The following is a 24102-nucleotide window of genomic DNA, read 5'->3' as shown; positions in this document are numbered from 1 at the left end:
CCACCCATAAGGGGGATTGTGAACAGACACCAATCTCAGCGGCAAAGCATTTATGGGTTAACGGCTGATGCACATTTCTTGCATCTTTTGCATCAGCCATCATTAACAGGGAATATAGAGCAGGTTTTTAATAAAGCCATTAATTTTTCAATTGATAATCAACTTTATACCTTGCTTGGCTCGCAAACGGATAATGCTCCTAATAGCTGCCGAATTATTAATAAGGATTTTTCACCGTTAAATATCACTACGGGGGATTCTGTTTATATTTTAAATAATGAAATCCATATTGGTGAGAAATATACTATTTCATTTTTATTATGTAAGAAATGGAACCCACCAACGGTTTATTTTATTAATGAAAAATTAACAGAAGAAAAGTACCGTTATTTTCTTCAGTCTAAAATTAACGAAATTGATTCTATTTTAAATGATAAAACACACTCTCTGTTTAACTACCAAGGGGATAATTGTTTTTATCTTGAATCATCAAAAAAATTAAATGAATTACGCTCTAGCTTAATTAATTTATTAATCAATAAACGGTACCAAGCATTAACTCATATTGTGAGCCAGTTTGTTGGGTTAGGAATTGGGTTAACGCCTTCGGGAGATGATTATTTAGTGGGACTAATGGCTTTTTTGTTGTTGAAACATCACCCTGCGAATTCCTGCTATCCGAGCTTTTATCAAGGGATTTCGCAAAGCAAGGCGAATACAACACCCATCAGTGCCATCACGTTAGAAAAAGCATTAAACCAAGAGTATCGCGAAAATATGCATCAACTGATCCAATGTTTAGTTGATGGGCGAGAAACAAATATTTATCCACAAATTTTAGAGATTTTAAATATCGGGTCTAGTTCAGGTTGCGACATGCTATTTGGCATTCGTGATGCGCTGTTTCTGACTCATTATTTCGGAGAAACACATGTCGACTAAAGTGGTCATAAAAAAGAATACCTATTTTGATTCCGTGTCATTGATGTCTATTTCCACCAAAGCCAACCAACTTGAAAATGTTGAGCAAGCCTTTGTGGCAATGGCAACAGAAATGAATAAAGGCGTATTAAGAAACTTAGGTTTATTAACACCAGAATTAGAAGAAGCCAAAAACGGCGATTTAATGATAGTGATTAAAGGATCTAGCGATGAAGCCAATGATGCGACATTGATTGCTATCGAAGAGCTGTTTAATAAGAAAAATCAAGGCGGTGGGCAGCATGAAGCCAAATACGCCACAATCAACTCTGCAAAAACGCACATTCCTGATGCCAACTTAGCGGTTATTTCGGTTAATGGGCAATTTGCGGCTCGTGAAGCGCGTATTGCACTGGAAAATGATCTCAACGTGATGCTGTTCTCTGATAACGTCTCGATAGACGATGAGCTGGCACTGAAACAGTTGGCGAGCCAAAAAGGGTTATTGATGATGGGACCAGACTGCGGGACAGCGATCATCAATGGGACAGCCTTGTGTTTTGGTAACAATGTTCGTCGCGGTAGCATCGGAATTATTGGGGCATCCGGTACGGGGAGCCAAGAACTGAGCGTGCGAATCCATGAATTTGGTGCTGGAGTTTCTCAGCTAATCGGTACGGGTGGTCGTGACCTAAGTGAAAAAATTGGCGGCATCATGATGATTGATGCACTCAAAATGCTGGATGCGGATGATGAAACCCAAGTCATTGCACTCATTTCTAAGCCACCAGCACCAATGGTTGCCAAAAAAGTGTTAGAACAAGCTGAAAAATGCCATAAGCCAGTGGTGGTTTGTTTCTTAGGAAGTCAACCGTTACCGGATGATAAACCAGGCTTAACCTTTGCCCAAGGCACCAAAGAAGCTGCTCTGAAAGCGGTTTTACTGACAGGTATTCGTAAAGAAGATTTAGACCTTCATCCTCTCAACTTACCTTTAATTGATGAAGTTAGAGCGTTACTTAAACCGGAACAAAAATACATTCGTGGTCTTTTCTGTGGCGGGACATTGTGTGATGAAGCCATGTTTGCAGCGCTGGAAAAATACGATGACGTCTACAGCAATATTCAACCTAACCCTGACTACCGTCTGAAAGATATCAATAAAAGTGTCGCCCATACCTTCCTTGACTTTGGTGATGATGATTTTACCAATGGTAAGCCACACCCAATGATTGATCCAACAAACCGAATAGAGCGTTTACTGCAAGAAGCTCGTGACCCGGAAGTTGGTGTGATCATGATGGATTTCGTGCTTGGCTTTGGCTCTCATGAAGATCCGGTCGGCGTGATGATTGACGCTATCAAAACAGCAAAAGCGATAGCGAAACAAGAAGGACGTGAACTGGTGATCCTTGGCTATGTGCTGGGTACTGACCAAGATACGCCATCGATGGATGCACAGGTCAAGATGCTCACTGACGCAGGTGTGATTTGGGCGAGTAGCAGTACCAATACAGGTTTATTAGGACGTGAGTTTGTCTGGAAAGGGGAGAAAGCGTAATGACTTCATTATTTAAACAACCATTGAACGTTATCAATATCGGCATTGAGATGTTCAGTGATGATCTGAAAAAACAGCACGTTCCGGTGACTCAACTGAATTGGACTCCACCGGGGCAAGGTAACGTAGCCGTGATCCGTGCGCTTGACCAAATTGAAGGCAACGCAGCGTTACAAGAAAAAATCGCAGCGGCGAACGCACAAGCGCTTGAGCGCATTATTCAGTCCCAGCCAGTACTCGTGGGTTATGACCAAGCCATTAATGTGGTACCGGGCATGACGAAAAACACCATTCTACATGCCGGCCCGCCAGTGGCATGGAAAGATATGTGTGGTGCAATGAAAGGCGCAGTGACAGGTGCTTTAGTTTTTGAAGGATTGGCAAAAGACTTAGCGGATGCGGAACGTGTTGCAGCTTCGGGGGAAATTATCTTTTCCCCATGCCATGAACATGATTGCGTAGGGTCAATGGCGGGCGTGACATCGGCATCGATGTTTATGCACATTGTCGAAAACAAAACTTACGGCAACCGCGCATTCACTAACTTGAGTGAGCAGATGGCAAAAATCTTGCGCATGGGTGCCAATGACCAAAGCGTTATTGACCGCTTGAATTGGATGCGTGATGTGCTGGGTCCAATGCTGCGTGACGCCATGAAAATCGTCGGTGAAATCGACCTGCGCTTAATGTTGGCACAAGCGTTACATATGGGTGATGAATGCCATAACCGTAACAATGCGGGAACAACATTGCTGATCCAAGCGCTGACCACGGGAATTATTCAAACCAATTTTACGGTTGCACAGCAAAAAGAAGTGTTTGATTTCGTGGCAAGTAGTGACTATTTCTCGGGTCCTACATGGATGGCAATGTGTAAAGCCTCAATGGATGCGGCGCACGGCATTGAATACAGTACTGTCGTGACTACCATGGCACGTAATGGTTATGAGTTTGGTTTACGCATTAGCGGGTTACCGGGGCAGTGGTTTACAGGTCCTTCTCAGCAAGTTATTGGTCCAATGTTCGCGGGTTATAAACCGGAAGATTCAGGTTTAGATATTGGTGACTCGGCTATCACAGAAACTTACGGGATTGGTGGATTTGCGATGGCAACAGCACCGGCTATCGTGGCGCTCGTTGGGGGAACCGTTGAAGAAGCGGTGGATTTCTCTCGCCAAATGCGTGAAATCACCCTTGGTGAGAACCCGAACGTCACCATTCCATTGCTAGGTTTCATGGGAATTCCGACAGCGATTGATATCACGAAAGTTGCAGCTAGTGGCATTCTTCCGGTGATTAACACGGCGATTGCGCATAAAGATGCAGGTATTGGAATGATTGGGGCAGGGATTGTACATCCTCCGTTTGATTGCTTCGAAAAAGCGATGCTTTCTTACGCGAAACACTATGCATAGTGGTATTGAGCCCAAAACTCACTAAGCAAAAAATAATGCCCGGCTTCGGCCGGGCGATAAAAATAAAGCAACGCATTCCCTGAATTGTTCAGTGGCATAAGAGATAGACCGTCAACAACGTGCTGCTAAGGTGTGAGGGGAATGGGAGTAAGAATATGAGTCTATTAAATATTAAATGGAAACGTGGTGATTTGGCGGCCTATTTTGGTTTGATGACCAATAACCTCACGAACCTACTCACCATGATGGGCTTACTGATCTTTGTTGTCGGCATCCCAGCGGAAATTGTTTATGGTCGTATCGCGCCAGCGTTTGGTTTTGCTGTATTGCTTGCCAGTGTAAGTTACGCTTACTTTGGTCAGCAGATGATCAAGCAAACAGGACGAAATGACGTTACGGCACTACCATCAGGTCCAAGTGCGCCTTCTATCTTCACCGTGACCTTCTTAGTGATCATGCCGGTTTACCAAACCACCAAAGATCCTGAATTTGCTCTGCAAATTGCGTTGGTCTGGTGTTTTGTGGAATCAATGATTTTAGTGGGGGGCTCTTTCCTTGGTGAAACCATCCGTAAGATGATCCCGCGTACCGTATTATTATCGTGTTTATCGGGTCTCGGATTATTGTTACTGGCAATGAACCCGATGCTGCAAGCATTTGAAGCACCAACGGTATCGTTTATTGTCCTACTGTTAATTTTCATCAACTGGTTTGGTAAAAAGCCTATCTTTGCACGTATTCCTACAGGGTTGCTGCTGCTTATCGCGGGTTCTGCCTTAGCATGGATTTCGGGTTTACAAAGCCCAGAAGCGATTACGGCATCCATGGCGTCATTTGGTTTTAACCCGCCAAGCATCCATGTGGATAGCTTCTTCCAAGGTTTACCTCATGCACTGCCGTACTTAGCCTCAGCGGTACCTTTAGGTTTAGCGAACTACATCTTTGACCTTGAAAATATTGAAAGTGCTCACGCAGCGGGTGATGAATACAACACACGTAAAGTGATGCTGGCAAACGGTTTATCTTCAACCGTGGGTGTTGTGCTGGGTAATCCATTCCCTGTGACAGTGTATGTGGGTCATGCGGGTTGGAAAGCGATGGGCGCGAGTGTGGGTTATACCTTAGCATCCGGTATCACCATGTTTATCGTCCCGTTATTTGGTATTGGCGCATTTATGCTCGCAGTGATCCCAATGACGGCCATTGTCCCTATCTTAGTGTTTATCGGTGTAGTGACCGCTAACCAAGTGGTGCGAGAAACACCGAAAGTCGAAGTACCTGTGATTTTCATCTGTCTATTCCCATGGATTGCGAACTGGGCATTGACGATGGTTAACAGTGTCATGGGAGCGGCAGGTACGTCTGCAAGCGCGATTGGTACGGAAGTTCTGTTACATAAAGGCGTTTACTATCAAGGTCTGGTTCACTTAGGTAACGGTGCACCGTTGGCAAGTATGTTATGGGGCTGTATCGCTATCTTCGCTATCTTAAACAAGCCGTTACGTGGCGCGATTGCGGCGGCAGTGGGTGCAGTATTGGTCTTCTTTGGCATCATCCATTCTCCGGCTGTGGGTATTGCAACAGGTTCGGCATTGATGTTTGTCTACGCATACCTCATGATGGCGGCTTTGTTTGTTATCAAACACTTTTTAGATGGTCGCCAATCAGTGGAGCAGCAACAAGCTGAAAAAGCTGAAAAGCTTAGTAAATCAGCGTAATAAGCCAATCTTTATAGTGGGTGTACGCGATACACCCACTATCTGCTAAATATTCGGTATCAGGATCCTTAATCATGAAAGAACTCGTGGTTGTTGCCATCGGGGGCAACAGTATTATTAAAGATAACAGCAGCCAATCCATTGAAGCTCAAGAAAAAGCGGTTCAGGAAGTGGCTCAGCACATCAGCGATATGCTTAAAGGTAATTACAATATTGTGCTGACTCACGGCAATGGACCGCAGGTGGGGTTGGATTTACGTCGCGCTGAAATTGCTCATGTGACGGAAGGATTACCACTGACACCGCTGGCTAACTGTGTGGCGGATACTCAAGGGGGGATTGGCTATTTAGTCCAGCAAGCACTTACTAACGTATTAGCGAAACAGCAACATCGCCAAGCGGTAACGGTAGTGACACAAGTGGAAGTTGATAAAAATGACCCGAACTTTGCGGCTCCGACTAAGCCGATTGGCGCATTTTTCAGTAAAGAACAAGCTGATGTATTGCAGCAGGAAAACCCTGATTGGCACTTTGTTGAAGATTCAGGACGCGGATATCGCCGCGTGGTGGCATCCCCTGAACCTAAACGAGTCATTGAGTCAGCAGCAATTCGTACATTGACCGAACATGATTATGTGGTTGTTGCGGCTGGCGGCGGTGGGATCCCTGTTGTGAATAATGGGCAGGGCGGTTATCAAAGTGTGGATGCTGTTATTGATAAAGATTTATCGACTACGCTACTGGCGAAAGAGCTCAATGCGGACATTTTAATCATCACCACGGGCGTTGAAAAGGTGTGTATTCACTTTGGCAAACCGGAACAAAAAGCCCTTGGTGAAACTTCAACGACGGATATGAAACGCTATATGGCAGAGGGGCACTTCCCAGCAGGAAGCATGCTACCGAAAATCGAAGCCAGTTTATCGTTTATCGCTAATGGCGGTAAGCGCGTGATTATCACGACGCCTGAAGCTCTGCCAGCAGCATTACGTGGCGAGACGGGAACCCATATTATTCAAGGCTAAACCTCACTCGTTCGGCCTTATACGATAAGGTCGAACTCTCGATGATAAGGAGTTGCTATGAATACAGAACAGTTATCTGGTCGCAGAGAGTTTCTGACGACAAGCGCAAAAGTGGTGGCGGCTTGTACATTATTAGGTTCAGTATCTGCGGGGGCGGCGGTGCAAAGCGTACCGCAGTCTGGTGTTTCTCGTATCACAGATAAACATTATTATCTTGATGATGCGTTACTCGAAACAGGTTTTAATTTCCGTGATAGTACGGTAATGGGGACACAAACTGAGCTAAAAATTATCGAAATTAATGATGGTAAAATCGTGGCGGTGTTACCCAATAAACAGCATCCAAATACCGTTCTGAATGCGTACAGTGCGCAAGGCAAATTGATGCTTCCTGCATTTCGAGATATGCATATTCATCTGGATAAAACCTTTTACGGAGGAGCATGGCAAGCGCCACAGTCCCGTGAAGGTAAAACCATTATGGATATGATAGCCCTTGAACAGAAAATGTTGCCTGAATTGCAGCCTTTCACGCAAGAAAGAGCGCATGCGCTGATTGATTTGATTCAATCTCACGGGTCGACTATCGCGCGCAGCCATTGCAACATTGAGCCTGTTTCTGGATTAAAAAACCTTGAAGCACTGCAAAAAGTGTTGGATAAACGTCAGCAAGATCTCACGTGTGAAATTGTGGCATTCCCTCAACATGGCTTGTTGCTGTCAAAATCAGTCCCTTTGATGCGAGAAGCGATGCAAGCGGGTGCACACTATGTGGGAGGGTTAGATCCGACCAATGTGGATGGTGCGATGGAAAAATCCCTTGATGCGATGTTCCAGATTGCGCTGGATTACAACAAAGGGGTTGATATCCATCTGCATGAGACAAGCCCGGCTGGACTTGCTGCTATCAACTATATGATAAAAACGGTGGATGAAAACCGCAGCTTGCGTGGCAAGGTGACGATTAGCCATGCATTTGCGTTAGCTATGTTAAATCCTGAAGATGCCGATGTGATGGCAAAACGGTTGGCTGAGCAGCAGATTACGATAGCGTCGACAGTGCCTATCGGTACATTACATATGCCATTAAAAACGCTGAATAAAAATGGTGTGTTTGTGATGACAGGGACTGACAGTGTGATTGATCACTGGTCGCCATTTGGTCTCGGGGACATGTTAGAAAAAGCCAATCTATATGCGCAGTTGTACACGCGCCCTGATGAGTTGGCATTATCTCGCTCCCTTGCTATCGCCACGGGCAATGTATTGCCACTGGATGAAAAGGGCAAGCAAGTGTGGCCAGCAAAAGGGGATGATGCCAGTTTTGTACTGGTGGATGCCTCTTGCTCAGCAGAGGCGGTTGCGCGTATCTCTCCAAGGCAAGCTGCGTTCCATAAAGGGTATTTGGCCAGTGGCGCAGTTGAAAAGTCATTAGGCTGAAAGCTGTTGTCTATATAGGCATGGTTTATAGAGACGAGCTTATAGAGATATCGTTTATAAAGCCCACATTGGTGGGCTTTTGTATTTTTATGGTGTAGCAAATTTAAATACTAGGAACTTAATCGTTTTTATAAATCGCGACTTGCGGTTTACCATCATTACCGATTGTTCCGCGGTACATCCCTTCTGAATTAAACTCCATCGCGTAGTTACCGGTTTTATCCAACACAATCACACCGCCACTTCCGTTTAGCTCTTTGACTTCATCCAGTGCATTACGGGCTGCTTGGTCGATAGGCGTTTTGTTGTATTTGACTTGAGCAGCGATATTGTGGGCGGTTGCGGTACGGATGAACATTTCGCCAGAGCCTGTGGCTGAAACGGCGACGGTATTGTTGTCAGCGTAGTTCCCTGCACCAATGATAGGGGAGTCACCGACGCGACCGAAGCGTTTGTTGGTCATGCCACCTGTGGATGTCCCTGCGGCGATATTACCGTTTTTATCGAGAGCGACCGCGCCAACAGTGCCATATTTGTAGTCATACATCATTGGATCAATAAAGAGAGCGGCAGTTTTACCGTCATGGTCGAGTACCACTTTCTCTTTTTCTTTGGCTTTTTGAAGTTGCTGCCAACGGAAGTCAGTGCGGAAATAGGATGGGTCAACGATTTCAAGACCTTGTTCTGCGGCGAATTGCTCAGCACCTTTAGAAACCATCATGACATGAGGGCTTTTGGTCATGACGGCATAAGCGGCATTAATCGGGTTTTTAATGTTGGTGACACCTGCCACAGCCCCTGCTTTACGGTTGCTGCCATCCATAATCGACGCATCCATTTCATTTTTGCCTTCGTGGGTAAAAACGGCGCCTTTTCCTGCGTTAAATAGCGGGGAATCTTCCATCACATTAATAGAGGCTTGTACCGCATCAAGGCTACTACCGCCTTTATTGAGTACCGCATAGCCTGCTTCTAAGGCTTCGGTCAGTTTTTCTTGATACTCTTTTTCTTGTGCTGGAGTAATGGTGTCTTTGGTAATAGTACCGGCTCCCCCGTGGATCACTAATCGGATTGGTGGCTCGCTTGCGGCATAAGCGTGCAAAGAAAATGAAGCTGCCAATAAACATCCTAGTAGAGATAATTTCATGATTATTTCCTTCCAGTTATTTTGTTATTAGTCACTTTTTGAGCAAAAAAAGTATAGGAGGGAAAATGTCTAGACAGCAACATTGATAGAGGGTTTCTGTGATAATGGCTGAAAGAATTTCAGAGATTTTCAGTAAATACGAATAAAGGGTGTGAGTGGCGATGAAGGGTTTAAAAATGATGAGATTTGGCGATGGATGAGATCGCCAAATCTGGGGTAATTTATTTTGCGCCAAGTTCTTTTCGGATGATCTCTGCGCCTGCGCTTAACGCGTTGAGTTTCCCTCTGGCAACATCGCGAGATAATGGCGCCATGCCACAGTTAGTTGATGGGTAAAGTTTGTCTGCATCAACAAATTGTAGGGCTTTTCGCAATGTATTGGCGACTTCTTCCGGAGTTTCGACAGTGTTGGTTGCCACGTCAATTGCACCGACCATCACTTTTTTACCACGGATAAGCTCAATCAAGTCCATCGGGACATTGGAGTTGTGGCATTCCAGTGAAACGATATCGATATTTGAGCTTTGCAGTTTCGGGAAAGCTTCTTCGTATTGTCGCCACTCAGAACCTAATGTTTTCTTCCAATCGGTGTTGGCTTTAATGCCATAACCATAACAGATATGTACTGCAGTTTCGCATTTCAGTCCTTCAATGGCTCTTTCGAGGGCAGCGATCCCCCAGTCATTGACTTCATCAAAAAATACGTTAAATGCGGGTTCATCAAATTGGATAATATCGACACCTGCGGCTTCTAACTCTCTGGCTTCTTGGTTAAGAATTTTAGCAAACTCCCACGCCAATTTTTCACGACTTTTATAGTGGTTATCATAGAGCGTGTCGATCATGGTCATTGGACCCGGTAATGCCCATTTAATCGGTTTGTCAGTGAGTTGACGAAGATACTTAGCATCATCCACAAATACTGGCTTTTGGCGAGCAACAGCGCCCACAACGGTTGGTACGCTGGCATCGTAACGGTCACGAATTTTTACCACTTGGCGCTTTTCAAAATCCACACCACTCAAGTGTTCAATAAAGGTGGTCACAAAGTGTTGGCGAGTTTGTTCGCCATCGCTCACGATGTCGATACCCGCACGTAATTGATCGTCCAGTGATAAACGCAGGGCATCTTGTTTGCCGGTGATAAGTTCTTCGTTGTTCAGTTTCCATGGGGACCAAAGCTTTTCTGGTTCAGCTAACCAAGATGGTTTCGGTAAGCTACCGGCTGTGGAAGTAGGTAATAATATTTTCATTGCAGGTGACCTTTTATTTTATTTTTTATAAATACGCGATTTTATTAAATTGACCGATTTTTATTAAACGGAATAGCTTGCAGACCATTTTTCAAGGATCGTTTGGTAAGGCTTAATGAAGTGCTCTTCAGTAAATTTACCTTGTTCAATGGCAAGTTGGCTGCGCTCTTCACGGTCATAAACAATTTTTGTTAATGAGTAATCCTGCTGATTTAAGCTCGGTTGATAACATTCACCCGCTACCGTGTTGGCATTATAAATTTCAGGACGATAAATTTTTTGGAACGTTTCCATGGTGCTAATAGTGCTGATTAACTCAAGGTTGCTGTAGTCGCTCAGCAAGTCTCCCGTAAAATAAAAGGCCAAAGGGGCAACGCTATTTTTTGGCATAAAGTAACGAACCTGTAAGCCCATTTTTGCGAAGTATTGCTCCGTTAAAGAAGCGTTACTTGGCTGATATTCAATACCTAATATAGGGTGTTGATTCCCAGTGCGATGGTAGGTATCTCTATTTGAGACACTTAAACAGATCACCGGTGATTTATTAAAGTTCGCTTTGTACTCTTTGGAATTAATAAACGATTTAAAAATATTGCCATGCAGGCAGCCAAATTTAGTAGGAATACTAAACTCTGCTTGGTCTTTGTTATGTTCCAAAAGTAAAACGCTAAAATCATAGTCCCGCACGTAGGAAGAAAAATTATTCCCTACAATCCCTTCAATACGTTGCTGCGTTTTTTTATCGATGATGCTGGTTTTTAATATTTCAATGACAGGGAAGGCGCTATCTTTTTCTTCGATATTCATCTCGACAGAGATAATTTCCAACTCAACAGCATAGCGATCGTTTTTAGGGTTATCCCAATACGCCAATGAATTGAAGCGGTTGTTGATCATCGACAATGCGTTACGCAGATTTTCTTGGCGGCTTTTGCCTCTGGCTAAATTTGCAAAGTTGGTAGTAATCCGCGTGTTTTCCGATGGGTTGTAATTTTCATCAAAAATGCTGCGCGTAATATTAAAGGTAAATTCTGTATTCATGATTTTTGCATCCTAGCTCTAATAGGAAAACGGCGTTTATTTCTTGATTACAGAGATGTTGCACGTTTTCTCATTCATCAATTTTATGTAGCCAGTAAGTTAATATGTTTAATTTATGCCAGAGCGAGACAGGGAGTTAAAGCGACTTAATTTCACTTCGAACATGAAGAAATTTCATGATGAGGGGAGGTAAATAGATGGGTTTCACTTTGACTCTATGTGCTTGTTGACGATTTAATGCAATTCATTTTTTGAGCTGATCAGATGGCAAAAATATTAGTTTTATATTTAAATAATATTGAATTCTTAATGTTCTAGTCTGCTACTTTGAATCTTTTACTAGTAAAATATGATTGTAATATGAAGTTTTTTATTTTGATAATTAATTAAGCTATTGTATTTACTATGGTACGAAAATAGTGAAGGAATCTTTCGCACTTTTTGTCAAAATGGTTTTTTTACCTAGCTATGCTTTTATGGTGTGATATGTAAATTTTATTTATTAAATTCATATAAAAGTCTTTTTTGGAACACCATCAGCTTTATCTCTTGATTTAGTTTATATTTTAATGCTTAAAGCTATACCGGTGTATTTTTAGTCTAAAGTTCAGCGTTGTAAGCGTAAGAATAATACTTATCATCACTCTTTATTAGTGTTTGATTGAGTGACTTATTTTATTTATGTATATAAAAGTGATTTTTTATATACAAGCAAGCAGGGTTTTTAATTAAAAAAAACAGAATATTATTTTTTATGATATGTTGTTGTACTTAACGAATATTTAAATAAAATATAGTGTTGTATGAAAGATTGAAACTTTTCATTAATATTCGCCTTACGTATTTACTATACTTTATAAGTAAAGGGTGAACTGTGCTTTTGTAATGATATTGTTTAATTGATTAATATAAAATTCTTAGTTTTCAATTCATTATCTTTGTCGACCATCAAATAAGGAATACCTTATATTATCGGGATTCTAACCTAGTATAATTTGGCGCTAGGCAGTAGATTTAATTTATGACATTAAGGTTGTTATCTATCATGAAAAAAGAAAAACTATATTATATCAGTCAACTGGTAGGAAAGTGTATGCAAAAGTATCGCATTGAAAAAGGTATTAGCGGGGAATGTGTTGCAAAAAAGTTAGGTATTAGTCAACAACAATTATCAAGATATGAGCGTGGTGAAAATGCGCTTACAGTTGATGTGTTATTCAAATATCTATTAATTATTGAAGTTAATTTTCCTGAGTTTTATAATCGGTTATTCTATATAATTGGGCGTCATCCTAAATTATCTATGTATATTTCAGGTTTAAATGGTTTTGGTTGGGAACTAGATGACTTAAAAGATTATTATACATCTGCAATTGTATAAATATTAAAGTAAAAACTTTTCTGTTTACTTGGCTTATTTTATATTATGATAGATATATTGGATTGTCCCTATCATAGCAGAGAATAGTACGATGCCAAATAAATCACCAACTGCTTTTTCTCGTATAACGCGCAGTTCTGGGCGTACTAATAGTATATTAACAGTTACTCTGCCTCTTTTATTTGTATTAATCACAACATTATTTTGGAGTGCTGATAGGATTGTTCAGCAAGAAACCAGGCGTTTAGAAGTTGAATTCAAATCTTTTATTGGTTATTTGATTGAACAAGAAACTTTTTTAAAAGCACTAAATAAACAGAATCAAGATTTATCTGAACTGCTTGAAAGTCGAACTTACTCCATCAATGATCAATTTTTACCGAAAGAATGGCCATTAAGACTATTAGAAGGTAAAGAGTCTATCGTTGCTATGCCATTCACTTTAGCTTGTGGAACCAATTTAGAGTGCTCCAGAGTTCCGAGTATTTTATTTTCATTAGGGGCTTATTTAGCAGATTTTTACTCCACATTTTGGGGGCGCTCATACTATCCAGCCGCAGCTGTATTTTTTGTTAACGAGCATGACTATATTAGCATTAGCGTTCCATCAGTTGGTACTTTAATGGGGGGAGAGGCTATTTCGCCTGAATTATTTCGCTCAGTAACCGATAGTGTTAGAAAAAATTTATCATTAATAAATAAGCAGTTTGCTGATATAAAACAAGACGAGCAAGAACCCCCAGTTATTTGGCTAAAAGCAGAAAATTTTAAAAATAATTTAATGGGCATTGTTCCAGCAGGCTTCAATGCTGATTTGTGGCAAAGTGCTCATCTTTCACCAAAAGATATTTATGCAGTTTCTCTGTTAAGTAAAGATCATCTTAGTATGCTAGAGAAAATGTTAAACCCAACATTGAGGCATGAATTCTGGCTTTTGCATGAAGATTTTGGCCTATTATTGGGAGAGTCAGCTGTTCCTGTTGAGCCATTAGAAGGTATTTTTTATACACAAAATGGCTTGGTGATGAAATTAAGTTTTGAAAATACAGATTGGGTGGGCTATTACCGAATTAGTTATGCCGCATTTTTTGAAGATAACTTATGGTTGCCAATTAGCCTTGTTATATCTCTTCTGTTTAGTATTTTCTGCGGCTGGGGTTATAAACATTGGTACCATAAAAAAATATTACAGCCTGCGGTACATTCACAACAAGTTATTTTAGAAAGTGAAGAGTTCAATCAAACATTGATTGCAACCACACCGATAGGGCTTTGTGTTATTGATAAAGAAACACTAGGACTTCGTTTTGCTAATGAACTAGCTCAGCACTGGTTAAAAATTCCAGATACTTCTCATCCTTATGATTCTATTGAATATAATGAATTACTTCGCCGTGTTATTTCTGATCAGAAGCAGGTTACGACTGTTTTAAAATCAGGGAAGCACGCTATCTATATTGTTAGCACTGCAACCCATTATCAGCAACGCCCAGTTATTTTATGTGCATTTACTGATATCACTATACAAGCAGAAACAGAAGCACAGCTTAATCATGCTAAGCGTTTAGCTGAAGAAGCTAACCAAGCTAAATCAACCTTTTTAGCCACGATGAGCCATGAAATACGAACTCCGCTTTATGGTATTATTGGGACATTAGAATTATTAGAAAATACAGCATTAACTCCTAAGCAAAAACATTTTCTTGATAGAATGTCTACAACATCGCATTTATTAATGCATCTTATCGGGGATATTCTTGATATCAGTAAAATAGAAGCCAATCAAATTCATATTCAACACCAGTCATTTGACCTACTCGATTTAATACAGCAAACCGTTCAGTTATATCAAGGCCTAGCTCAACAGAAGAAACTTCAGTTATTTGCCATTATTGATCCTAATATCTATGCCATTAGAATTGGTGACTCAGCACGATTACAACAAATATTTGGTAACCTAGTCAGTAACGCTATTAAGTTTACACATCATGGTAAAGTGACGATTGAATTAAAAAATGGTGACAATAACAATATCATATTGTTTGTAAACGATACTGGCGTTGGAATTAGTAAAGAAGAACAAGAAAAGTTATTTGAACCTTTCTATCAAGCACACTCTGGAGACCATACCTACGGAGGAACAGGCTTAGGTTTATTTATCTGCTCAAAATTAGTCAAGCTGATGGGGGGCGAAATCAGCGTAGCAAGCGAGCTGATGCATGGTAGCTCTTTTAAAGTGACATTGCCGTTAGAACTAGATCACAACAATATACATTGGAAGAGTTTAACGGGTTCACATATTTGGCTGCGGACAATAGATCCTCTACTAACCAACAATGTGTATGATTGGCTAACTCGTTGGGGAGCAAAAGTCTATTTCACAGAGGCTGAGTTGCCTGAAGACTCATCATTGGTCATTGCCGTAAGTATTTTAATCGAGAACTTTTCATTGCCTAAAAATTGGCAAGGGAAAATATGGATAAGTGATGAAGCAAGCTTCCGTTTATCTGAATTAAATCAACAGCTTTTTTTACTGCAAAATGATGAAAATTCAATATTGCCTTTAAGCTGTCCAATTCAACAGACACCATCTTATGCGAATGAATACTCATTGCGTGTTTTAGTTGCAGAAGATAACCCAATAAATCAGGTTATACTGCAAGAGCAGTTAGAATTACTTGGTTGCGAAGTCTTTATGGCTAGCGATGGCGAAGAGGCCTTAGTTATTTGGGATAATGAAGTCATTGATATTGTTTTAACTGACGTCAATATGCCTTACCGTAATGGGTATGAGTTAACTAAACAGCTGCGGAGTGAAGGTGAAACTTGCCCGATTGTTGGTGTTACGGCAAATGGTTTGAAGGATGAAGAAGAACGCTGTTTAGCCGCAGGGATGGATACCTGGTTAGTTAAGCCAATTGAACTAGATACTTTAGCGCAATTATTCAACCGTTTCTTCCCTACCTATTCTTCTACGCTTCTCTCTGATTCTGCCACTATGGTATTTATTAACCCACTTGATAGCAATGACCGAGATAATATTATTCAACATTTTACTGTTGATATTCATGATCTTTGCGAAGCGGTGAAAAATAATAACATAGAGGCAGTAAAACAGCTGTCACATCGTATTCGGGGCGCATTAGTGAGCGTGGAACAGCGTGAACTTGCTAGTAGACTTCACGTGCTTGAAGAGTTGTTGAATATGGAAAAACCAAACTTAAACATAGCCGATACCTATAAAGTGATTTGCGATGAATTAACGTTTTGGCTAAATAAGCTTAGTCAAACAAATGGTGTGTAATGCAATAACTGATTAGAGCTTGGTTATTTTCAACACCTAATTTACGCATGGCTGCATTTTTTTGCAGACTAATGGTTTTATCACTTCTATTGAGCAATTTGGCGATTTCAACAATCGGTTTTCCCTGAACAAATAAGCGCAATACTTCTAACTCTCGAGGCGAGAGTGTTTTCACTCTTTCATCAAGGGTCGAAGCTTTACGGCTTTTTATTGTTGTCGTTAAATCTGCAATAGGTTGACGGTATTGTTTTCCTTGACCCGCTAAGGTAATGGCTTTGATTAGCTCTGGTAGTGGCGCTTCCTTCGAGACAACCGCATTGACATTGTTATCGTATAACGTTTGAATAATCATGGGGTTAGATATCATCGTTAATACCACTAACGCTGTATTTGGGTATTTACGCTGTAGAAATTGGATATAATTTTGCCCATCACTTGATTGCGTGTTATTGGGCATCATATAGTCAGTAACAATGACATCAACAGTATGGTGATTTAAAAAAGAAAACAACTCAGCATCGCTGGTAAATGCACCTTCGATGGATAAGTTGTGTGATTGGGATAGTGTTTCTTTTAAGCCTGATAAGACAATCGGGTGGTCATCAACTAAGGCTAAGGTTAACTTTTTCATCTAAGTTACTCCTTATTATGTGTACTTGTACTTAGTACAGCAACACCCAAAAAATGTCAAATAACGATCGTCTATTTAGGGCTATTTTTAAAGAAAGGCATTAATGATAAAAACGCAGTTATCACAGATGCCTCGAATTACTAATAAGAAACTACGACACGTATTGTTTTAGAAAATGGACCAGACGTAATTGAGCGCCCGCTAATTTGACTTAAGGTTGCAGTGTATGGCACATTTACAGGTGATTGCGGTTTAATTTCGCCAATAGCATAATTTTGGTTAAATTCGAGTTCGGTTGAATTACTTTTAATTACGGTCTGTAATCCATTTCCCATATCAAGGTATTTATTTCCCAATATAGAATTATTATTTGGTTCAAATCGAACAGATACATTTAACCCTGTTTCACAATTTTGTGGAACTGACATGCCTATATTAAATGTACGGCTGACAACTTCCCCAGCATTCATTTGTTTTGGCGAAATAGTACCAAAGCCAACAGTTCCTCCATTTGATGTAGTCACACTGACTTCAGGAGTAGGGCAGAGTAACGTTAAATTACCAATGATATGTGCATATACAGGAGCACCAATATATTTACCTTGATAATCTTCATGATAACCTAATAAAAAATTACCTGTATCAAATGGTTTTAATGCATTACTACCTTTTAGGACGGCAAAATTATACATGATACCAATATTTACAGCAGTGCCTACTGAAGGTTGGCTCCAATATCCTAAGTCAATATTAGGTACGCTGGCGTTGGTAATTGTTGCAATTGTACCCCCACCAATTGCGCTTTGCTGAGTAACGGTAACGCCGCTATTTATTAATAGTGTTTTAGTTTGTTGAGGAACAACATTTTTAAAATAAACGTGATTAGGTGTAGCTACGCTTCCTGTAAAATCACATTGTAAAGACATAAAAGAAGATAATGCAGTCGCTAATTGTGTTCCGGTTGTTATAGCGCTACTATTGCTTGTAATATCAAATTTAATATCTTGTTGTATCGATGTTCCACCAGCCGCGGGTTTGCAGTTTGCTACGGCTCCAAGTGCATTAAAGCTTAAAAACGAAAGCGAAATTATAATAATTGATACTACTTTATTAAAATAGGGTGTCATGATCTCTTCCTATTTTTCATTAACTAATGAACATGTTGCACTTTGGCAGGTGTAATTTAATAGTTTTGGTGTTCCATAATCATCAATATACGTTAATACCATGTTGGATGACTTTATTTTTTTATCATTCAAGGAGTAGCTGGCATTACTATTTGGTTTAATAACTATTTCTTGGAAATTTTCAACTTTACTCGCATTATCATTAATGTTAATAATCACAACATGGTAAGGAGTTGGATTTGTTAACTTTAATGAATTACCACTTTTTTCAATTTTTAATTCTTTTTGCCAGTTATTATCAGGGTATTTTTTCAATCCTGTTGGTCGATAAAAAAGTTTAAATCTAGATTGAATAACAATTTCAACCGCATTCTCTAGTTCACTTTTTGGCGGTATTCCTAGTACATTAAAATAGAATAATGATTCTTTATCACTTGGAGCTTTCAAATTATTTTTCGTAGTGCTGATCCTGACTTGCTTCTTTTGATTGGGCTCAATACGCTGCAATAATGGCAATGCTATTAATGGATCAGAAATTTTATGGCTATTTTCATCTTCAATCCAAGATTGAACTAAAAAAGGGTCTTTACTGTCAGTATTTTCTACAACAATGCTAACGCCTTTGCTGGCTTCATTATAAATGACTCGTGTACGGTCTGCTGAAATTGATGCATGTGTATATGCACTAACTAGTAATAAGCTACTGATAATTAATTTAAATTTTTTCATAATATTTTATTCTTTATTACAAATCACATTATTGATATTTTGAATGATCTGGCTATCCGTCACTAACTGACATGATTGCCCACCATTCCATTTAACGATTAATTTTTGGTTCGGTTGAATTCCGGTTAAATAAACTTGACCATTCTCAGCAACCATACCTAATACGGTATCTTTTGCTGAGTCATAAACTAAAGCTCCAAACGGTGGTGTTTTTCCATCAGGAAACTTGATGGTAATTAATGCTTTTTCGCCAATAATCGTATTGAGTTTTGCATAACCAACGGCACCATCAGTTAAAGTTGATTCAATGACGCTATCATCCACACTGACATTTTCAGGTATATTATTCAGATCAACATATTGAGTTGATTTGTAATATGTCGGCACATTACTAATTGCCGCTAAGCCAAATCTATTTGTAATTGACTCGTTTTGATTGATTGAAACATCTTTAGCATTATCGGTATCAATCACCATTCTTGCTTGATTGTCATAGACTCTTCTATGTAAAACAGGACCTTGGCTTGTAATTGTTAATGAGCCATCTAGCGTTCCGCTTAATGTACGATAATCATCACCAAATGAACCCGTTATCTGTGCTGTCCCATATTGGGTATCACGAGATGCAGATGCGTTTATCGTTGTATTTTCAAAAAAGTCTCTTGTCGAAAGTCCCAGGCTTAAATTATTGCTATCGATTTTTGTATGGTAATTAACATTATTACTGTATTTTTTATCTTGGTCATTGTATGAACTAAAATATTGTAATCGCGAATTCTTTTCGCCAACAAAAGGAATACTTAATGAAAGATAAGCCTGCTTAGATTTACTTCCTCTCACATAACTACTTTCACTGACTGATAATGATAAAAGCGCATTATCAAAAAAGTCATTTTTAATTGTTTTATTAAACGATACACTTAAAGTATCGTTGTTTTTAGGTTCATTCCAATAACTTTCTCTTGAATAACTTAAGCTTACATCAGCATTGAAATCAGGTATTTGCTGAGTAAATGATGTTGTAAAAACATTTTTCTGGCGAAAATGATGGTTCGATGGATTACCTTTCGTATAAATAAAATTATTAACGGACATGAATCCTTCATTTGAGAACTGATATCCAGTTAAATCGAGTCGACTGGAGTTAGAGAATCGTTTTGCATAATTGATTCTATAGCTTTCACCTGTACTTGAATTTGTAGTATGTAAGCGATTTTTAGACTGTGTAATATCAAATGATATTGCACCTAAGCGCTCCATGTTTATACCTAGACCCGCATTATAAGCAATATATTCACTATCTGATGTTGAAAATAAACCACCAAAAACGGATAAGTTATTAAATAATCCCCAAGAAAATTCGGTTGAAATAAAATCATTATCAACATTATTTTCACCCATTGGTGCTAATCGACCGGCATTTAATTTATATTGAAACATACCTGGTCGAGTTAAAAATGGAATGTTAGTTGATGATATTTGGTACTCTCTAACAGAACCATCTTCTTCCGTAATTTTGACGTCTAAGGTACCCGATAAAGCAGAACTCAAGTTATCAATAGAAAAAGGTCCTGGAGCAACCTTTACTTGGCTTAATATACGTCCATTCTGAGAAATAACGACAGTCGCGTTACTGGTTGCTGTACCGGTTATATTTGGTGCATAACCTCTTAGAATTGATGGCAGCATATTGTCGTCAGTGAAAACACTTACGCCATTAAAGCGTACAGAATCAAAAATCTGGCTAGCTGTATAATATTTTCCTACAAAGAACTTAGCTGATAAGTCAGGTAAATCAGTAAAAAGATAGGTTTGAACCCATTTAAAACTATCATTGTTGCTATTATTAAAATCTTTTTGGAATTGATAGTTACTACGGAATCTCCAACGTCCTATATTTGTACCAATAGCACCAAATGAGCTTAAGTTATTTGTATCTTGAGCATTCTTATATTTTATGTAGTTTTCTACTATATTATAGTCAAATACTAGTGCATTAATGCCTACTTCACGTTGCATAGGCGGCACCCAGTTTTCATCTGAGTATAGGAAATAAGCTTGCGGTATTGATAATGAAAGTTCTTGCTTTTCATCATCAAAGAGTGATGAAATATTATCGTCCTGTGCTGATAAATCATAGCACTGGCCATCTGACCATGTTGGTATTTTATTGATGAACTCTTCTTTTAAGCCAATAACGTCTATTATTTTTTGTGAAATGCAGGGTTGTATAGATCCTTCTTTATTAAAGAAGTCAATTTTATCAAAAAAGTTTGTCCTTCTACCGTTAATTGATACGTTAGAAAAATAAGCGCCTTCCTGTGAGTGATTTTTTTCAAATGAACTCAAGTCAATATTTGTATCGCCAGAAATAGATAAAGCATCCTGATTAAATTGAACAGAGTCTGCATTTACATAGTTTGAATATAAAAATAAGCTAGATATTAAACTCGTCACTATGTTTTGTTTAAATTTGTTCATTTTAATTGACCGGAATATTATATAAAAAGTATTATTGTTATAGGTTTTTATTTAAATAATAACTGGATATGCTATGAATTTTAGGCGTAGCATATCCAGTAAATTAATTACTAATTAAAGTTTATTACAATGAATAGTAATATTAAAAATTATTGATAATCTAAAACGTATGCAACAGTTGATTTAACAGAACCTGAAGTTGCTTGACCTAATGCTTGCATGCGTGCAGATAAGTGAATTGTATTTGCACCTGCGTTCAGATTTTGAGTAATAGTGTCGCCAGTTTTGATGCTTTGACCAGCATCATTTTGGAATAAGACACCTACGTTTTGTGCCGTACCTGTACTCGCCCATAAGTTACCAGCGGTATCCATTTGGCCAGTAAAGCTTACTTTAACTTTAGAATAATCTGTCTCACTTTCAGTTGGATCTAATACGCAGTCAGATAATTCTAATGTGAAGTCAACGTTTGGACCTTGTGCTCCGGCTGTTTTCAATGATGCTACTGGTACAGAACCTAATTGAACTTCTTTATTTACTGAAGAAGGTGCAATAGTACAAGCACCGGTATTCACTGTGCCATTAAATTCAATTGTGCCGCTTCCTACATCAGCTGCAAATGCAGTCGACGCCGCACCTAAAGTTAATGCGATAATTGAAGTGGTTAATAATGTCTTTTTCATTTTTAAATCCTTTATGTAATACTAATTTTAATAGGCTAAGACTGTGCCTTAGCAGGTTAATAACGTGATATCAATATATTGATACCACAGTAATTTAATGGAAGCGTAATGTTCATTAACTCTAATGAATTATAGTGCCCGAAAATGTGAGCATAGATTATTCGTTAAATGATAGGATAAATATAAGGAGATCCTTAAAATTTAGAGCGTAACTTCGAATGCAGGTATTCATTATTAATATATTTCTGCTTGCACCGCTCTGTTATTTACTTGTGCGATGGAGATGTCTTCAAAGAAGTAATGTATACTTATTTTGAAGAAGTCAGCTATTATAACGAGCGAATCTATATCAATTCTATTGATACCACGCTCATAACGAGAATACTGTTGTTGACTCACATTGAGATACGCTGCTACTTCTGTTCCTGTTAATCCGTATTCTTTTCTAAGTTTCTTTATTCTGCTCCCCACTATTTTGGCAATAGGATATTTTCCTGTCATTTTCATTTCCTTCATGACATATAAGTTTGAGTAGTGCTTAACATCAATAGGCAAAAATTCTAATTAAATAAGTATAAAACCTCAAATGCGTAGACGAGTAAGATATAAAAATAATCATTAGTTTTTTTTATTAAAATTGTTTAGTTCAGACTAAATTAGGTTATTTCTTTATTCTTATATTAAATTTAATGAAACAATCATAGAGCAGGGCGTCATTTTTCAGGTAAACGATACGATAAAATACGGATGTTTATCCTTACCAATTCAAAAATACAGTTGTTTTATCTAAATAGTAACTTAATAGTAGTTATGTCGGATTAAATACTGTCAAGTTGGAGCCCTTGATGAGAGATATATAGTTAACATGATGTTTTGAACGGTGAATTTTCTATGGGTAGGGCGATAGCGGAGTATTAATTGTTATCAAAATCGAGAGTTTAGAATTGCTTCTACCTTAATTCTCTTCTTATAAAAATGAATTGCTATTGATCATTAAACGCTTTCATTACTCATCATTGACTGCAATTTTTACCATCAACTTTGGATTTGTTTCATCGTCCTCGTTTGGCTTTCCGATCGTACTGTTTGGTATTTTTAATCATCAGCCAACAATAAACTGAATAAACCATATAAATATTAAGGCTAAAAAAGAGTAGTCAACGATGAAAAAAAATATTATTGTTATATTATAACATAACAATTGGAGGGACTATGAAGCCGAATATTCATCCGGATTATCGGACAGTGATTTTTCACGATACCGCTGCTGATGTGTATTTCAAAGTTGGGTCGACGATAAAAACAGAGAGAACTGTTGAGTTTGAAGGGCAAAGTTATCCATATGTTCTTCTCGATGTGTCCTCTCATTCACACCCGTTTTATACAGGGAAACAGAAAACCCATTCACAGGAAGGGAATGTTGCTCGCTTTAATAAGCGTTTTGGGAATTTTGTTCAAACGAGAGAAGAAAAATGATGGTAAAAAATATTCTTTCATTGCTTGTGCTTACTAGTTTATTCAGTTACACAGCGATGGCGCATGAACATCATCATGATAAGCCGCAAACGGAAGCACAACGCAATGCTGCAAAAGGTATTTTTGATAATAGTGATGTTAAAGACCGTCAATTGAGTGATTGGGACGGTGTTTGGCAATCTGTGGAGCCTTATCTTGCTAATGGAACGTTAGATCCCGTAATGCAGAATAAGGCTGCAAAGAATAAGGATAAAACAGCGCAAGAATATCGAGATTATTATGCCAAAGGGTATAAAACTGATGTGGATATGATTGGCATTGAGAATAATATTATTGAATTTCACCGAGGGGATAAAGTCTCTCAGTGCCAATATGATTACGCGGGTTACCGAGTTTTAAATTATTCTTCAGGTAAGAAGGGCGTCCGTTATTTATTTGAGTGTAAGGATAAAGATAGCCAAGCCCCTAAATTTATTCAATTTAGTGATCATATTATTGCGCCAGAAAAAGCTGGGCATTTTCATCTCTATATGGGAAATGAATCTCAAGAGGCTTTATTGACTCAATTAGATAATTGGCCAACATATTATCCATATTCTATGAGCGGTAAGGATATTGTGCATGAAATGATGCATCATTGATGGGTTGTTGGAGGCAGTCTAAAGTGGTTGTGGTAGTTAGGTTATATTAGGCTGCGTAGGATATAAAAAAAGCCCGCTAATGATGAATTGGCGGGCTTTTCAGTGCTGGCGGGAGTTGAACCGGCATC

At 39.0% G+C, this 24102-nt stretch carries 19 protein-coding genes; 10 read left to right on the top strand and 9 right to left on the bottom strand.

The window, feature by feature from the left end; translation table 11 throughout:
• Window positions 1-18 precede the first annotated feature (18 nt).
• The 6 genes from GKR71_RS18140 (at window position 19) to GKR71_RS18115 (ending at window position 8080) form a co-directional block, all read left to right on the top strand.
• Complete coding sequence (locus GKR71_RS18140) at window positions 19-942, top strand: DUF2877 domain-containing protein (RefSeq protein WP_230085114.1); 924 nt, start codon at window positions 19-21, stop codon at window positions 940-942.
• Window positions 932-2482 (top strand): acyl-CoA synthetase FdrA, encoded by a 1551-nt coding sequence (gene fdrA / locus GKR71_RS18135; protein ID WP_036951081.1) that lies wholly within the window; start codon window positions 932-934, stop codon window positions 2480-2482. Before GKR71_RS18140 ends, fdrA begins: the two co-directional genes overlap by 11 nt.
• On the top strand, window positions 2482-3897 hold the full coding sequence (locus GKR71_RS18130) for a DUF1116 domain-containing protein (protein WP_154600024.1): 1416 nt from the start codon (window positions 2482-2484) through the stop codon (window positions 3895-3897). The genes fdrA and GKR71_RS18130 overlap by 1 nt, the downstream gene beginning before the upstream one ends.
• A 155-nt stretch (window positions 3898-4052) precedes the next feature.
• Window positions 4053-5615 (top strand): xanthine permease, encoded by a 1563-nt coding sequence (locus tag GKR71_RS18125; protein ID WP_108478250.1) that lies wholly within the window; start codon window positions 4053-4055, stop codon window positions 5613-5615.
• Between the two features lie 74 nt (window positions 5616-5689).
• Window positions 5690-6640, top strand: coding sequence for a carbamate kinase family protein (locus tag GKR71_RS18120; protein ID WP_036951077.1), 951 nt, complete (start codon window positions 5690-5692; stop codon window positions 6638-6640).
• A gap of 57 nt (window positions 6641-6697) precedes the next feature.
• The gene (locus GKR71_RS18115) at window positions 6698-8080 is read left to right on the top strand and encodes an amidohydrolase family protein (protein ID WP_154634663.1); all 1383 of its coding nucleotides are present in this window, start codon (window positions 6698-6700) and stop codon (window positions 8078-8080) included.
• A 118-nt stretch (window positions 8081-8198) separates the two neighbouring features.
• On the opposite strand, the gene GKR71_RS18110 is transcribed toward GKR71_RS18115, so the two are convergent.
• The 3 genes from GKR71_RS18110 to GKR71_RS18100 all read right to left on the bottom strand — a co-directional run bounded on the left by GKR71_RS18110 (window position 8199) and on the right by GKR71_RS18100 (window position 11521).
• Window positions 8199-9227 (bottom strand): isoaspartyl peptidase/L-asparaginase family protein, encoded by a 1029-nt coding sequence (locus GKR71_RS18110; RefSeq protein WP_036951074.1) that lies wholly within the window; start codon window positions 9225-9227, stop codon window positions 8199-8201.
• Window positions 9228-9448: 221 nt separating this feature from the next.
• A complete protein-coding gene (locus GKR71_RS18105; protein ID WP_036951072.1) occupies window positions 9449-10480 on the bottom strand; it encodes a methionine synthase in 1032 nt (343 codons plus the stop codon).
• Between the two features lie 63 nt (window positions 10481-10543).
• Window positions 10544-11521: a DUF1852 domain-containing protein gene (locus tag GKR71_RS18100; RefSeq protein WP_036951071.1), complete on the bottom strand. Its 978-nt coding sequence runs from the start codon at window positions 11519-11521 to the stop codon at window positions 10544-10546.
• Window positions 11522-12566: 1045 nt separating this feature from the next.
• Here GKR71_RS18100 and GKR71_RS18095 point away from each other — a divergent pair.
• Together GKR71_RS18095 and GKR71_RS18090 are read left to right on the top strand one after the other, a co-directional pair.
• Window positions 12567-12902, top strand: a complete 336-nt coding sequence (locus GKR71_RS18095) for a helix-turn-helix domain-containing protein (RefSeq protein ID WP_036951070.1) — start codon at window positions 12567-12569, stop codon at window positions 12900-12902.
• A gap of 91 nt (window positions 12903-12993) precedes the next feature.
• Window positions 12994-16206, top strand: a complete 3213-nt coding sequence (locus GKR71_RS18090; RefSeq protein ID WP_036951068.1) for an ATP-binding protein — start codon at window positions 12994-12996, stop codon at window positions 16204-16206.
• On the opposite strand, the gene GKR71_RS18085 is transcribed toward GKR71_RS18090, so the two are convergent.
• The 6 genes from GKR71_RS18085 to GKR71_RS18060 all read right to left on the bottom strand — a co-directional run bounded on the left by GKR71_RS18085 (window position 16184) and on the right by GKR71_RS18060 (window position 22358).
• Window positions 16184-16837, bottom strand: a complete 654-nt coding sequence (locus tag GKR71_RS18085) for a response regulator transcription factor (RefSeq protein WP_036951066.1) — start codon at window positions 16835-16837, stop codon at window positions 16184-16186. The two genes, GKR71_RS18090 and GKR71_RS18085, sit on opposite strands and share 23 nt — an antisense overlap.
• A 140-nt stretch (window positions 16838-16977) precedes the next feature.
• Window positions 16978-17964 (bottom strand): fimbrial protein, encoded by a 987-nt coding sequence (locus GKR71_RS18080; protein ID WP_154600022.1) that lies wholly within the window; start codon window positions 17962-17964, stop codon window positions 16978-16980.
• A gap of 9 nt (window positions 17965-17973) precedes the next feature.
• Window positions 17974-18693, bottom strand: a complete 720-nt coding sequence (locus GKR71_RS18075) for a fimbrial biogenesis chaperone (RefSeq protein WP_036951062.1) — start codon at window positions 18691-18693, stop codon at window positions 17974-17976.
• Window positions 18694-18699: 6 nt separating this feature from the next.
• Window positions 18700-21174: a fimbria/pilus outer membrane usher protein gene (locus tag GKR71_RS18070; protein ID WP_154634662.1), complete on the bottom strand. Its 2475-nt coding sequence runs from the start codon at window positions 21172-21174 to the stop codon at window positions 18700-18702.
• A 149-nt stretch (window positions 21175-21323) separates the two neighbouring features.
• Window positions 21324-21857: a fimbrial protein gene (locus GKR71_RS18065; protein WP_036951059.1), complete on the bottom strand. Its 534-nt coding sequence runs from the start codon at window positions 21855-21857 to the stop codon at window positions 21324-21326.
• 234 nt (window positions 21858-22091) lie between these two features.
• Entirely contained in the window at window positions 22092-22358 is a 267-nt protein-coding gene (locus tag GKR71_RS18060) for a helix-turn-helix domain-containing protein (RefSeq protein WP_036951058.1), read from the bottom strand.
• 711 nt (window positions 22359-23069) lie between these two features.
• Here GKR71_RS18060 and GKR71_RS18055 point away from each other — a divergent pair.
• Window positions 23070-23333, top strand: coding sequence for a type B 50S ribosomal protein L31 (locus GKR71_RS18055; RefSeq protein ID WP_036951056.1), 264 nt, complete (start codon window positions 23070-23072; stop codon window positions 23331-23333).
• Window positions 23333-23974, top strand: coding sequence for a metal-binding protein ZinT (zinT, locus tag GKR71_RS18050; RefSeq protein ID WP_410431442.1), 642 nt, complete (start codon window positions 23333-23335; stop codon window positions 23972-23974). The genes GKR71_RS18055 and zinT overlap by 1 nt, the downstream gene beginning before the upstream one ends.
• Window positions 23975-24102: the final 128 nt, after the last annotated feature.

Source organism: Providencia sp. wls1922, from assembly GCF_009706505.1.
Lineage (GTDB): Bacteria > Pseudomonadota > Gammaproteobacteria > Enterobacterales > Enterobacteriaceae > Providencia > Providencia lanzhouensis.
Note: the sequence above shows the minus strand (reverse complement) of the source record. Positions and strands in the feature narration are given on the sequence as shown.

What these genes read in the sequence shown, in the direction of transcription:
- GKR71_RS18075 (WP_036951062.1), bottom strand. Translation starts at nt 18,693, where the DNA reads ATGAAAAAATTTAAATTAATTATCAGTAGCTTATTACTAGTTAGTGCA.
- GKR71_RS18110 (WP_036951074.1), bottom strand. Translation starts at nt 9,227, where the DNA reads ATGAAATTATCTCTACTAGGATGTTTATTGGCAGCTTCATTTTCTTTG.
- GKR71_RS18120 (WP_036951077.1), top strand. Translation starts at nt 5,690, where the DNA reads ATGAAAGAACTCGTGGTTGTTGCCATCGGGGGCAACAGTATTATTAAA.
- GKR71_RS18055 (WP_036951056.1), top strand. Translation starts at nt 23,070, where the DNA reads ATGAAGCCGAATATTCATCCGGATTATCGGACAGTGATTTTTCACGAT.
- GKR71_RS18100 (WP_036951071.1), bottom strand. Translation starts at nt 11,521, where the DNA reads ATGAATACAGAATTTACCTTTAATATTACGCGCAGCATTTTTGATGAA.
- GKR71_RS18105 (WP_036951072.1), bottom strand. Translation starts at nt 10,480, where the DNA reads ATGAAAATATTATTACCTACTTCCACAGCCGGTAGCTTACCGAAACCA.
- zinT (WP_410431442.1), top strand. Translation starts at nt 23,333, where the DNA reads ATGGTAAAAAATATTCTTTCATTGCTTGTGCTTACTAGTTTATTCAGT.
- GKR71_RS18080 (WP_154600022.1), bottom strand. Translation starts at nt 17,964, where the DNA reads ATGACACCCTATTTTAATAAAGTAGTATCAATTATTATAATTTCGCTT.
- GKR71_RS18125 (WP_108478250.1), top strand. Translation starts at nt 4,053, where the DNA reads ATGAGTCTATTAAATATTAAATGGAAACGTGGTGATTTGGCGGCCTAT.
- GKR71_RS18060 (WP_036951058.1), bottom strand. Translation starts at nt 22,358, where the DNA reads ATGACAGGAAAATATCCTATTGCCAAAATAGTGGGGAGCAGAATAAAG.
- GKR71_RS18130 (WP_154600024.1), top strand. Translation starts at nt 2,482, where the DNA reads ATGACTTCATTATTTAAACAACCATTGAACGTTATCAATATCGGCATT.
- GKR71_RS18095 (WP_036951070.1), top strand. Translation starts at nt 12,567, where the DNA reads ATGAAAAAAGAAAAACTATATTATATCAGTCAACTGGTAGGAAAGTGT.
- GKR71_RS18065 (WP_036951059.1), bottom strand. Translation starts at nt 21,857, where the DNA reads ATGAAAAAGACATTATTAACCACTTCAATTATCGCATTAACTTTAGGT.
- fdrA (WP_036951081.1), top strand. Translation starts at nt 932, where the DNA reads ATGTCGACTAAAGTGGTCATAAAAAAGAATACCTATTTTGATTCCGTG.
- GKR71_RS18085 (WP_036951066.1), bottom strand. Translation starts at nt 16,837, where the DNA reads ATGAAAAAGTTAACCTTAGCCTTAGTTGATGACCACCCGATTGTCTTA.
- GKR71_RS18090 (WP_036951068.1), top strand. Translation starts at nt 12,994, where the DNA reads ATGCCAAATAAATCACCAACTGCTTTTTCTCGTATAACGCGCAGTTCT.
- GKR71_RS18115 (WP_154634663.1), top strand. Translation starts at nt 6,698, where the DNA reads ATGAATACAGAACAGTTATCTGGTCGCAGAGAGTTTCTGACGACAAGC.
- GKR71_RS18070 (WP_154634662.1), bottom strand. Translation starts at nt 21,174, where the DNA reads ATGAACAAATTTAAACAAAACATAGTGACGAGTTTAATATCTAGCTTA.